At 69.5% G+C, this 12,114-nt stretch carries 10 protein-coding genes and 1 tRNA gene; 6 read left to right on the top strand and 5 right to left on the bottom strand.

Features of this window, described 5'->3' with window-relative positions:
- Nucleotides 1-87 precede the first annotated feature (87 nt).
- Nucleotides 88-657, top strand: coding sequence for a GNAT family N-acetyltransferase (locus ASE87_RS07390; RefSeq protein ID WP_056227583.1), 570 nt, complete (start codon nt 88-90; stop codon nt 655-657).
- A 100-nt stretch (nt 658-757) separates the two neighbouring features.
- Here ASE87_RS07390 and ASE87_RS07385 read toward each other — a convergent pair whose 3' ends face one another.
- Complete coding sequence (locus ASE87_RS07385; RefSeq protein ID WP_056049517.1) at nt 758-2,260, bottom strand: catalase; 1,503 nt, start codon at nt 2,258-2,260, stop codon at nt 758-760.
- 56 nt (nt 2,261-2,316) lie between these two features.
- Entirely contained in the window at nt 2,317-2,829 is a 513-nt protein-coding gene (locus ASE87_RS07380; RefSeq protein ID WP_082060211.1) for a Fur family transcriptional regulator, read from the bottom strand.
- Between the two features lie 127 nt (nt 2,830-2,956).
- On the opposite strand from ASE87_RS07380, the gene ASE87_RS07375 reads away from it, so the two are divergent.
- The 5 genes from ASE87_RS07375 to ASE87_RS07355 all read left to right on the top strand — a co-directional run bounded on the left by ASE87_RS07375 (nt 2,957) and on the right by ASE87_RS07355 (nt 9,094).
- Nucleotides 2,957-4,312, top strand: coding sequence for an acyltransferase (locus tag ASE87_RS07375; RefSeq protein WP_082452466.1), 1,356 nt, complete (start codon nt 2,957-2,959; stop codon nt 4,310-4,312).
- 288 nt (nt 4,313-4,600) lie between these two features.
- Nucleotides 4,601-4,864, top strand: coding sequence for a phosphoribosylformylglycinamidine synthase subunit PurS (gene purS, locus ASE87_RS07370; RefSeq protein WP_043597439.1), 264 nt, complete (start codon nt 4,601-4,603; stop codon nt 4,862-4,864).
- Nucleotides 4,864-5,559, top strand: coding sequence for a phosphoribosylformylglycinamidine synthase subunit PurQ (gene purQ, locus ASE87_RS07365; RefSeq protein ID WP_043597441.1), 696 nt, complete (start codon nt 4,864-4,866; stop codon nt 5,557-5,559). The genes purS and purQ overlap by 1 nt, the downstream gene beginning before the upstream one ends.
- Nucleotides 5,560-5,594: 35 nt before the next feature.
- Nucleotides 5,595-7,910 (top strand): phosphoribosylformylglycinamidine synthase subunit PurL, encoded by a 2,316-nt coding sequence (gene purL, locus ASE87_RS07360; protein WP_056227580.1) that lies wholly within the window; start codon nt 5,595-5,597, stop codon nt 7,908-7,910.
- Nucleotides 7,911-8,011: 101 nt separating this feature from the next.
- Entirely contained in the window at nt 8,012-9,094 is a 1,083-nt protein-coding gene (locus ASE87_RS07355) for an acyltransferase (RefSeq protein ID WP_056227231.1), read from the top strand.
- A 373-nt stretch (nt 9,095-9,467) separates the two neighbouring features.
- Here the strand turns inward: ASE87_RS07355 and ASE87_RS07350 are convergent.
- The 3 genes from ASE87_RS07350 to gltX form a co-directional block, all read right to left on the bottom strand.
- Nucleotides 9,468-9,539, bottom strand: a tRNA-Gln gene (locus ASE87_RS07350).
- Between the two features lie 54 nt (nt 9,540-9,593).
- Nucleotides 9,594-10,529 (bottom strand): NAD(P)/FAD-dependent oxidoreductase, encoded by a 936-nt coding sequence (locus ASE87_RS07345; RefSeq protein WP_056227229.1) that lies wholly within the window; start codon nt 10,527-10,529, stop codon nt 9,594-9,596.
- Nucleotides 10,526-12,016: a glutamate--tRNA ligase gene (gene gltX, locus ASE87_RS07340; RefSeq protein ID WP_043597446.1), complete on the bottom strand. Its 1,491-nt coding sequence runs from the start codon at nt 12,014-12,016 to the stop codon at nt 10,526-10,528. The genes ASE87_RS07345 and gltX overlap by 4 nt, the downstream gene beginning before the upstream one ends.
- Nucleotides 12,017-12,114 lie beyond the last annotated feature (98 nt).

Genomic DNA, 12,114 nt, shown 5'->3' with positions numbered 1-12,114 from the left:
ACCAGCTCCAGGTGACCGTGCGACCGCAGTCGGCTTAGCCCTCGGTCACAGGCTCCCTCGGCGACGCCGATGGCTACGGTGGTGAGCATGCCTGCAGCCGAATCCCCCACGTTCTCCACGACCCCTGAGGGCGACCTCACGCTCGACGACCACGAGGCGGTCGCGGCGATGCTCGCCCGGGCGTTCCCGAGCTACGACCACTGGTACGCCGGGGCTCGCAGCTGGGCGGGGATGCAGCCCGAGCTGCGGGTCGTCGCGCGTCAGGGCGACGTCGTGGTGGCGCACGCCGGCCTGCGACGCCAGTTCGTCACCGTCGGCGACACGGACCTGCTCGTGACGGCGGTCGGCATGGTCGCCGTCTCGCCGACCGTCCAGGGCACCGGCCTCGGCGGCGAACTGCTCCGTCAGGTCGACGCGGCACTGACGTCGCTCGGCAGCGGCTTCGGCGTGCTCGAGACCGGGGACGACGTCCAGGGCTTCTACCGGCGCGGCGGGTGGCTGCCGCTCGAGGGTCTCACGGCGCACTACACGGCGTTCAGCGCCGACGGCGCCGGCGTCCTCGTCACCCAGGACCACGGCTGGCTGCTCCGCGAGGGCACGCGCACCCTCGCCGACTGGCCCCAGGGCGAGCTGAACTGGAACGGCCAGATGGTCTGACCCGCACGGCACCCGAGGCCGCACGTGCCCCGGAACGCCGAGGAGGCACGGTGACCGACGAACGGTCACCGCGCCTCCTGCGGTCTGTCGTGACTGCCGACTACGCCGGGACGCCGACCTCCGCCGGGTCCTCGTTCGAGCCGGGAGCCTCGGGCTCGACGCCCTTGCGGACACGCAGACCCAGGGTGGGGTCGACGTTGGTCCAGTACTCGTAGACGCGCTCGCGCAGAGCGGGCTGGGTGACCTTCGAGACGTGGCCCACGATGTTCTGCACCAGGCGGTCGCGCTCCTCGTCGTCCAGCACCTCGCGGACGAGCGTGCCGGCCTGGCCGAAGTCGTCGTCCTCGGGGTGCAGCGTCACGGACGAGCGGACGAGCTCGCCGTCGCTCTCCCAGCCGCCGGTGTCACCCGCGGCCTGCGGGTCCGCCGCCGGGCCGCCCACCGAGTTCGGTGCGTAGACCGGAGCCGTCGCCTCGCTGAAGTGATACCGCGCGGCGCCGTCCTTCGAATACGAGTGCACCTCGGTCTTGGGCGTGTTCACCGGCAGCTGCTGGTGGTTGACGCCGATGCGGTAGCGGTGGGCGTCCGCGTAGCTGAAGATGCGCGCGAGCAGCATCTTGTCGGGGCTGGTCGCGATGCCGGGGACGAAGTTCGACGGGGCGAACGCGGCCTGCTCGATCTGCGCGAAGTAGTTCTCGGGGTTGCGGTTCAGCGTCATGGTGCCGACCTCGATGAGCGGGTAGTCCGCGTGCGGCCACACCTTCGTCAGGTCGAAGGGATTGAAGCGGTACGTGGCCGCCTCGTCGTAGGGCATCACCTGCACCGACAGCGTCCAGGTCGGGAAGTCGCCGCGGTCGATGGCCTCGGAGAGGTCGCGGATGTGGAAGTCGGCGTCCTCACCCGCGATGCGGTCGGCGTCGTCCTGCGTGAGGATCTTGTTGCCCTGGTTCGTCTTGAAGTGGTACTTGACCCAGAAGCGCTCGCCCTCGGCGTTGATCCACTGGTACGTGTGCGAGCCGAAGCCGTCCATGTTGCGCCACGAAGCGGGAAGGCCCCGGTCGCCCATCAGCCAGGTGACCTGGTGCGCCGACTCGGGCGACAGCGTCCAGAAGTCCCACTGCATGTCGTGGTCGCGCAGGTGCGAACCGGGCAGGCGCTTCTGCGAGTGGATGAAGTCGGGGAACTTGATGCCGTCACGGATGAAGAACACGGGCGTGTTGTTGCCCACGAGGTCGTAGTTGCCCTCGCTCGTGTAGAACTTCAGCGCGAAACCGCGGGGGTCGCGCCACGTGTCGGGGCTGCCCTGCTCGCCGGCGACGGTCGAGAAACGCGCGAGCATCTCGGTCTCGACACCGGGCTGGAAGAGCGCGGCGCGCGTGTAGCGCGAGACGTCGGCAGTCGTGACGAACGTGCCGAAGGCTCCGCCGCCCTTGGCGTGGACGATGCGCTCGGGCACCTTCTCGCGGTTGAAGTTGGCCAGCTTCTCGACCAGCTTGTGGTCGTGAAGGACGATCGGGCCGTCGGCGCCGACCGACTGCGAGAACTCGTCGCTGGCGGCGGGGGCGCCGTTGTCGGTGGTGGTGATCTTCTTGGCGTCGGTCATGTGTCCTCTTTCGTTCGTGGTTCGTCGTCGTGTGAGATCAGGGGGCGGGCGGCGGGTCAGGCCACGGGGACGGCCGCGTCGGTCGCGGCCAGGCGGTCGGACGAGGAGGCGCTGCTCGACTCGTCGCCCTCCGCACCGTCGGCCTCGGCCGCTCGACAGGCCGGGCACAGACCCCAGAAAGTCACCTCGGCGGTCTGCACGAGGTATCCCGAGTCGTGGGAGGGGGTGAGGCAGGGGGCGTGACCGACGACGCAGTCGACGTCGGCGACCGAGCCGCACACGCCGCAGACGACGTGGTGGTGGTTGTCGCCCGTCCGCAACTCGTAGAGCGCCGCCGAGCCCGCGGGTTCGATGCGGCGCACCAAGCCGGCGCCGGTCAGCGCGTTGAGCACTCCGTACACCGCCTGGACCGATGTGCCGGGCAGTTCGAGGGCCACTCGGGCGAAGACCTGCTCGGCGGCCGCGTGCGGCGACGGCTCGAGGGCGCGCAACACGGCGAGCCGGGGCTCGGTCACGCGCAGCCCGGCGGAGCGCAGGGCCTCGCGAGGGTCGTCGGTCGGGTGGGTCATGGGTCAAGTGAACCACTCTTTTGATCCGATCAAAACAATCCGGGCCGGCTCGGAGGCTGTTCCCGGGTTCGGACGCGCCCTGTGGACAACGACCCCGGGGCGCCGTCGGGTCGCTAGCGTCATCGACATGACCACCGCCGCCACGACCTCGTCGTCAGCCGCCCCCGCCGTCCCCCCGGGGCGCGACCTCGTGGTCGACCTCGCCCGCGTCTTCTGCGTCCTGTTGGTCGTCGCGATTCACGTGATGATGGTGGGCGTCGCCGTCGACTCGACGGGTGCCGTCGTGGCGAACCGCCCCCTGCAAGAGCAGTCCTGGTTCCCCCTGTCGACCTGGGCCGGGCAGATCATGCCGCTCTTCTTCGTGGTCGGCGGCTTCGCCAGCGCCACGGCCTGGGCCGGCGCTCGTCGCCGCGGCGACGATGCCGGCGACTTCGTCCGGGGCCGCCTGCTGCGGCTCGCCCGGCCGGCGAGTGCCGTCTTCGCCGTCCTCGCGCTCGCCCTCGCCGTGGCGGCCCTGCTCGGGGCCGATCCCGACCTGGTCGACGTCGTCGCGACCGGGGTGGGTTCGCCGTTCTGGTTCCTCGCGGCCTACGGCATCACGCAGGTGCTCGTGCCGGTCATGGCGCGATTGCACGCCACCCGCCCCTGGGCGCCCCTGTTCGTCCTGGTCGTCGCCGCCGTCCTGGTCGATGCCGTGCGGTACGGCACCGGCGTCACGGCCGTCGGCCTCCTTAACCTCGCCTTCGTGTGGTTGTTCGTGCAGCAGCTCGGCTTCGCCTACGCCGACGGGCTGTTCCGTCGGACGCCTCGGGTCGTGCTGCTCGTCGTCGCCGTCGTGGCCTATGCCGCCCTGGTCCCGCTGACCGCGGCCGGGCCGTGGTCCGACGACATGCTGAGCAACCTCAACCCGCCGACGGTGCCGCTCATGGTGCTCGGGGTGGCCCAGATCTGCGTGCTCTCGCTCGTGCACCCCGCCCTGTCCCGCCTGATGTCCACCTCGCCGGCCCGTGCCGTCGTGTTCGCGATCGGCAGCCGCGGCATGACCGTCTACCTCTGGCACCTCCCGGTGCTGATCGCCCTGCTCGGGTTCCTGCTGGCCGTGGGCGGGCCGCTCCCGCAGCCCTCGACGGCCACCTGGTGGTGGACGCGCCTCCCGATCTGGGCCCTCGTCATCGGGCTGACCTGCCTCGTGTCGCTGGCCACGGCTCGGTTCGAGCGGCCCCCGCGAGCGCTCCCCGCGGGCCGGCGCCGCGCCTCCTGGTGGCTCATCGGGGCGGCGGCGGTGCTCGCGATCGGACCACCGTTCGACGTGATGCAAGAGGGCCTCGACCTCCGCAACGCGGTGGCGGGTGCGATCTGCCTGCCCCTGGCGATCTGGCTGCTCGGACGGTCACGACCCGCCGTCACCGCCGAGGGCGTTCACCGGCCCGCCCAGGCCCAGGCCGAGGCCGTCGGGCCGACGGACGTGGCCCGGAAAGGGTAGACGCCCGGCCGACGGGGGGTTCGGCCGGGCGTCCGGCGGTCTCGGGGCGGATCAGGAACCCTTCGACCGGAAGCGGAACAGAAGGCCCGATCACGAGGCCCGTGTTCTGTCCGCCGAGATCACTGTGCGGCCCGAATCCATGATCCGGCTGACAAGAGCCTCGCATTCCGCTGACGATCGCCGCGGCGGCCCGTCCGCCCCGGACGACGGACGGCACCACCAGGAGGCGCGCCCGGCTGCCGTAGACTCGTCGCGTCCACCCGTTGACGCCTCTGCAGGAGTAAACCAGTGCCCACAATCGTCGTCGAGGTCATGCCCAAGGCTGAACTGCTCGACCCTCAGGGCAAGGCCGTCGCCGGCGCCCTCTCCCGTCTCGGCAAGGGGGCGTTCACCGACGTCCGCATCGGCAAGCGCTTCGAGGTCACGGTCGAGGGCGAGGTGACCGACGCCGTGCTCGCCGACGTCCGCGAGCTCGCCGACGACATGTTCTCGAACTCGGTCATCGAAGACGTCGTCTCGATCACCGTCGCCGACGCTCCCGCCGCCCTCTGATGCGTGTCGGCGTCGTCACCTTCCCCGGCTCCCTCGACGACCGCGACGCGCAGCGCGCGGTCCGACTCGCAGGCGGTGAGCCCGTCGCCCTCTGGCACGGCGACCACGACCTGAAGGGCGTCGAGGCGATCATCCTGCCCGGTGGCTTCAGCTACGGCGACTACCTGCGAGCCGGCGCGATCGCGTCCTTCTCGCCGATCATGGCCGACGTGGTCGACGCCGCGAACGCGGGCATGCCCGTCCTCGGCATCTGCAACGGCTTCCAGATGCTCGCCGAGGCCCGCCTGATCCCGGGTGCGCACACCCGCAACGCGCACCAGCAGTTCATCCGCCGCGACCAGCGTCTCGTCGTCGAGAACGCCCGCACCGACTGGACGAACGGCTTCACCGAGGGGCAAGAGATCACCATTCCCCTCAAGAACGCCGACGGCCGTTTCATCGCCGACGCCGAGACCGTCAAGCGCATCGAGGGCGAGGGGCAGGTCGCGTTCCGCTACGTCGGCGTCAACCCGAACGGGTCGATGGACGACATCGCCGGCGTCACCAACGCGCGCGGCAACGTCGTCGGCCTCATGCCGCACCCCGAGCACGCCGTCGAAGAGGGCTTCGGCCCCGACACCCCCGCCGCGATGTCGAGCGGTGTCGACGGCCTGACCTTCTTCACGTCCGTTCTCGAGAGGGCCCTCGCCAAGTGACCGACCAGACCGACCGCGCCCCGCACGACGCCGAGATGATCGACGTCCGCCCCGAGGGGCACGTGCCCGACACCGTGGCGAACGCCGCGGCGACGCCCGACCGCGAGCAGCCCTACGGAGCCCTCGGGCTCAAGGCGGACGAGTACGCGAAGATCCGCGAGATCCTCGGTCGTCGCCCCACGAGCGGCGAACTCGCCATGTACTCGGTCATGTGGAGCGAGCACTGCTCGTACAAGTCGAGCAAGATCTACCTCCGCCAGTTCGGCCAGAAGGTCTCGCCCGCCATGAAGAAGAACCTCATGGTCGGCATGGGCGAGAACGCCGGAGTGGTCGACGTGGGTGGCGGATGGGCCGTCACCTTCAAGGTCGAGTCGCACAACCACCCCAGCTACATCGAACCGTTCCAGGGTGCCGCCACCGGTGTCGGCGGCATCGTCCGCGACATCATCTCGATGGGCGCCCGCCCCGTCGCGGTCATGGACCAGCTGCGCTTCGGCGACATCGACGCGCCCGACACGGCCCGCGTGGTCGACGGCGTCGTCGGCGGCATCAGCTTCTACGCCAACTGCCTCGGACTGCCCAACATCGGGGGCGAGACCTACTTCGACGCGGTCTACCAGGGCAACCCCCTGGTCAACGCGTTGGCCGTGGGCGTCCTGCGCCACGAAGACCTGCACCTGGCCAACGCCCGGGGCGTCGGCAACAAGGTGGTCCTCTTCGGCGCTCGCACCGGTGGCGACGGCATCGGCGGCGCCTCCATCCTCGCCTCCGACACGTTCTCGTCCGGTGGGCCGACCAAGCGTCCCGCCGTCCAGGTCGGCGACCCCTTCGCCGAGAAGGTGCTCATCGAGTGCTGCCTCGAACTGTTCCGCGACGAGCTGGTCGAGGGCATCCAAGACCTCGGCGCCGCCGGCATCAGCTGCGCCACGTCCGAGCTCGCCTCGAACGGTGACGGCGGCATGTTCATCGAACTCGACAACGTCCTGCTGCGCGACCCGTCGCTCACCGCCGAAGAGATCCTGATGAGCGAGAGCCAGGAGCGCATGATGGCCGTCGTGCGTCCCGAGAAGCTCGACGCGTTCCTCGCCGTCGTGGCCAAGTGGGACGTCGAGACCAGCGTGCTCGGCGAGGTCACCGACACCGGCCGTCTCGTCATCAACTGGCACGGCGAAGAGATCGTCAACGTCGAGCCCCGGACGGTCGCCGTCGACGGCCCGGTGTACGAGCGCCCCGTCGCCTACCCCAGCTGGATCGACGCCCTGCAGGCCGACAGCGCGTCGTCGCTGCCCCGCCCCACGGGCAACGCGGTGCTGCGCGAGCAGTTCCTCGAGCTGCTCGGCTCGCCCAACCTGGCCGACAAGAGCTGGGTCACGAACCAGTACGACACCTACGTGTTGGGCAACACCGCGCTCAGCTTCCCCGACGACGGCGGCATGATCCGTGTCGACGAAGAGACCGGTCTCGGCTTCGCGATCGCGACGGACGCCAACGGGCGCTACTGCCAGCTCGATCCCAAGCAGGGTGCGCGTCTGGCACTGGCCGAGGCGTACCGCAACGTCGCCGTGACCGGCGCCGTGCCCGCCGCGGTCACCGACTGCCTGAACTTCGGCAGCCCCGAGGACCCCGAGGTCATGTGGCAGTTCTCGCAGGCCGTCGAGGGACTGGCCGACGGGTGCCTCGAACTCGAGATCCCGGTCACCGGCGGCAACGTGTCGTTCTACAACCAGACCGGCACGCGCCCGATCCACCCCACACCCGTGGTGGGCGTCCTCGGAGTCATCGACGACGTCGCCAAGCGCATCCCGTCCGGCTGGCAGGACGAGGGCGACAACATCTACCTGCTCGGCACCACGTCGCTCGAGCTCGACGGGTCGGCCTGGGCCGGCGTCGTGCACGACCACCTCGGCGGCCGCCCGCCGGCGGTCGACCTCGCCGCCGAGGCCCAGCTCGCACAGCTGCTGCACGCCGGTGGCGACCAGTCGCTGATCGCCGCGGCCCACGACCTGAGCGACGGTGGTCTGGCGCAGGCACTGGCCGAGGCCGTGATGCGCTTCGGCGTCGGTGCCCGCGTCTGGCTGGGCGAGGTGCTCGAGCGTGACGGCATCGACGTCGCGACCGCGCTCTTCAGCGAGTCGACCGGTCGTGTGATCGTCTCGGTGCCCCGTGAGGACGACGTTCGTTTCCGCGGTCTCTGCGAGGGCCGTGGTTACCCCGTGGCCCGCATCGGCGTGACCGACGCCCAGTCCGGGTCGCTCGAGGTGCAGGACGTCTTCACGGTGTCCGTCGACGAGCTGCGCAGCACCCACCGCGGAACACTGCCGGCCCGCTTCGGAGCAACGATCGGCGAGTGATCCGCTCACACTGACAGCCGAGGCCCCCACCATGCGGTGGGGGCCTCGGCTGTTCCGGCCCGACTTCCCGTCGTCGACGACGACATGTAGCATGTCGGACCGTGACGATCTCGTCGGCCGCCTCGCGAGCCCCCACGGCCCACCGCCGGCACTTCGACGGCATCCAGGCCCTCCGCTTCGTGGCCGCCCTGCTGGTGGTGGTGACCCACACGATCTTCTACGCGCACGAACGGCTCGACCCTTCTTTCGCCCCATGGAGCTACGGGTCGGTCGGCGTCGACGTCTTCTTCGTCATCAGCGGTTTCGTCATGATGCACGCCGTGCGGTCCATGCCAGCCTCCGCCGACGCCTGGAAGACGTTCGCACGTCGACGACTCGAACGCATCGTCCCGCTCTACTGGATCGCGACGACCCTCAAGGTGGTCTCGTTGTTCGTCGTCCCCTCGGCCGTCCTGCACGCCACACTCGAACCCGTCAACGTGGTCGCGTCGTACGTCTTCGTTCCCACCCGCAACGCCGAAGGGAAGATCGAGCCCGTGCTCGGCGTCGGCTGGACACTCGTCTTCGAGGTCGCGTTCTATGCTCTCGTGGCCCTCTGCCTCGCGGCTCGGGTGCCGGTCCTCCCTGTCGTGGCGCTGGTGCTCACCACGTGCGCCGCGCTCTGGTGGGCGTTCGACCCAGGGCGCCCGCCCTGGGCGGTCTACTTCGACCCCATCGTCCTGTTCTTCCTGATCGGCATGGTGATCGCCGAGTTCTCGCTCCCCGGGCGCCGTCGCTGGCTCTGGACCACGTGGGCGCTCGCGCTCGTGGCGCTGATCGCCGTCCTCGTGGCACCCGGCGTGGACGGCTCGTTCGAGCGGAACGCACCCGCCCGCTTCGCGTCGGTCACCGCTCTCGTCGCGACGACGGTCCTGGCCGAGGGCCACCTCCGCCGGATGACGCCCGGGTGGGTCTTGACTAGCGGGGCGGCATCGTACGCTTTGTACCTCTTCCATCCGATGATCGCCCCGGCCGTCCCCGAGTTGTTCGCCCGTCTCGGGTGGACGAACGGCTGGGTCTCGGTCGGGGTGTCGGTTCCGCTGGTCGTGGCGTCGTCGATCGCCATTCACCGGCACGTCGAGCGTCCGATCGCGGCCGCCCTCATGCGCCGTCGCGCCACAGGCCATCCGGCCCCCAGCCCTTGACGCTCAGCGCTCCGTGCTCAGCGCCCAGCCCTTTGCGCTTGTCGCTCGGCGCCACGTGCTCGGCTCAGCGCGCGAGGCCTGTCCAGTCGGCCGCGAAGCGTGGCCCCCACCTCTTTCGACGGAACCGGTCACGCCGTCTCGGGAGGCCGAGGGCACGAAGAAGGATTCCGTCGGGGCGAAGGGCCAGGACGTGCCACGTACGGCGAAGCCGAACACCCCGCCAGAGGCGGCCCGGCAAGCACGAACAACAATTCGCCCAGGCCGCAGGGCCAAGACATGACCCGTTCGGCAAAGCCGAACACGCCGCCGGAGACGGCCAAGCAAGCACGAACAGCAATTCCCCCAGGCCGTAAGGCCAAGGGGAACCGAATTGCTGGGGTACCTGGACTCGAACCAAGAACAACTGAACCAGAATCAGTCGTGTTGCCAATTACACCATACCCCAATGATGACAACCGTAAGGTCTACATCACTGTCGGCCCATCACCTGGACCGACGTCTACTGTACAGCATCCGCCAGGTGTTCGAGGCCACCGATGAGGTCGCGATTGATCACGGCGGCCACCCGGGCGCCATCACCCGCGGCGACGATCAATTGCTGAGGCCCGGGCGCCGTGCTCTCGCCGGCGGCGTAGAGCCCCGGCACCGACGTGCGACCGTGCCCGTCAACCACGAGCAGCCCGTCGTCGTCCAGGTCGGCTCCTGTGCCAGCGACGTAGTCGAGCGCGGCCGACCACTCCGGGCGCACGAAGCCGCCGGCCCGGGGGACGATCGTGCCGTCCTCGAGCACGACCCCGCGCATGCCTTCGCGGTCACCGTCGATGCTCGCCACCCGGCGTCGGTCCACCGTGATGCCGCGGGCCACCAGCGCAGCCTCGTCCTTCGGCGTGACGACGTCCGAACCGTGCGTGAACACGATGAGGTCGTCGGTCCACTGCGAGAGCAACAGCGCGCGCTCGACGAGGTCGGAGTGCTCACCGATCAGCGCGAGCGGTTGGTCGCGTTTGTCGTACCCGTCACATTCGATGCAGCTGTGGACGTACGTGCCGTAGAACGCTCGGAGTTGGGCGATGTCGGGCAGGGTCTCGGTCAGCCCCGTCGTCACCAGCACGACCCCCGCCACGGCAGATGACTGCTGCCCACGGAACTCGCACGAGAGGTCGAACCCACCGGGGACGGGGACGACGTTCGTCGCGATGGTCTGTCGGTGCTCGGCGCCCTCGTAGCCCAGGAACTCGTCGCGCCCGAGCTTCCGCAGCTCGAGCGGCGAGATGCCGTCCCGCGTGAGGTACCCGTGCGAGAGCAACGTGGCGGAGTTGCGCGGCCGGTTGCTGTCGATCAGCAGGACGCGTCGTCGCGCGCGGACGAGGTTGAGCGCAGCGCTCAAGCCCGCGGGCCCTCCCCCGATGACCGCGACGTCGTAGCGCTCGGTCATGAGCGGCGGGCGAGGGCGGCGAGCCGGGCGAGAGTCGACTCGCGCCCGAGGATCTCCATCGACTCGAACAGTGGCGGACTCACGCGGCGTCCGGACAGCGCCACGCGGAGCGGCCCGTAGGCCACGCGGGGCTTGAGTCCGAGCCCGTCGACCAGTGCCGCCTTGAGGGCGGCCTGGATCGGCTCGTGCGTCCAGTCCGACACTCCCTCGAGAGCAGCCGAGGAGGCGCGCAGCACCTCGTCGGACCGCTCACCGAGCGAGGCCAGCGCGTCGTCTTCGTGGACGAGCTCGTCGTCGGCGGTGAACAAGAACCCGAGCATGCCACGGGCCTCGGACAAGAGGGTCATGCGCTCCTGGACGAGAGGCGCAGCCTGCACCAGCACGCCCCGTTCGGCCTCCGTCGGCGGCACGCTCACCATCCCTTCGAGGTAGGGCAGCAGTCGCTCGGTGAAGTCGTCGACCGCGAGCAAGCGGATGTGGTCGCCGTTGATGGACTCGGCCTTCTTCACGTCGAACCGTGCCGGGTTCGGATTCACGTCGACCACGTCGAACGCCGCGACCATCTCGTCGATCGAGAACACGTCCCGGTCATGTGTCAAGGACCACCCCAGGAGCGCGAGGTAGTTGACGAGGCCCTCGGGGATGAATCCGCGGTCGCGGTGGTGGAACAGGTTCGACTCGGGGTCGCGTTTCGAGAGCTTCTTGTTGCCGTCGCCCATGACGTACGGCAGGTGGCCGAAGCGAGGGACGAATGTCGTGATGCCGAGCTCGACCAGCGCCTCGTAGAGAGCGATCTGCCGCGGCGTCGACGAGAGGAGGTCTTCGCCTCTCAGGACGTGCGTGATGCCCATCAAGGCGTCGTCGAGCGGGTTGACGAACGTGTAGAGAGGAACGCCGTTCGGCCGGACGACGACGAAGTCGCTGAAGGACCCCGCCGGGAACGTGATCGGACCACGCACGAGATCGTCGAAGCTGAGATCGCGGTCGGGAACCCGCAGTCGGAGCGCCGGCTGACGGCCTTCAGCCCGGAACGCGGCACGCTGCTCGTCGCTGAGCTCTCGCTCGAAGTTGTCGTAGCCCTGCTTCGGGTCTCGACCGTTCGCGATGTTGCGGGCCTCGATCTCTTCACCCGTGGCGAAGCTCTCGTAGAGCAGGCCACGCTCCAGGAGTTGATCGATGACTCCGCGGTAGATGTCGTGGCGCTGGGACTGCCGATAGGGACCATGAGGCCCGCCGGCGTCGACACCCTCGTCCCAATCGATCTTGAGCCAGCGCAGTCCGTCCAGGATCTGCTCGTAACTCTCTTCGCTGTCTCGGGCGGCATCCGTGTCTTCGATGCGGAACACGAGCTTGCCGCCCGTGTGCCGGGCGTAGGCCCAGTTGAAGAGAGCGGTGCGGATGAGACCGACATGCGGCGTTCCGGTGGGCGAGGGGCAGAACCGCACGCGCACGTCGGCGCCGGTGGCGGTGGAGAAGGGAGCAGACATCGGGTCGATCTTACCGGGGTCCACCACCTGATCAGCGTTAAACGCAGAAAGGCCCCTTCCGAAGAAGGGGCCTTTCTGGTGTTGCTCGTGCTCTTCGC

The organism is Frigoribacterium sp. Leaf44 (genome assembly GCF_001421865.1).
In the GTDB taxonomy this organism is placed as follows: domain Bacteria; phylum Actinomycetota; class Actinomycetes; order Actinomycetales; family Microbacteriaceae; genus Frigoribacterium.
The sequence above is the reverse complement of the archived record's forward strand: the minus strand, read 5'-3'. Positions and strand labels throughout refer to the sequence as shown.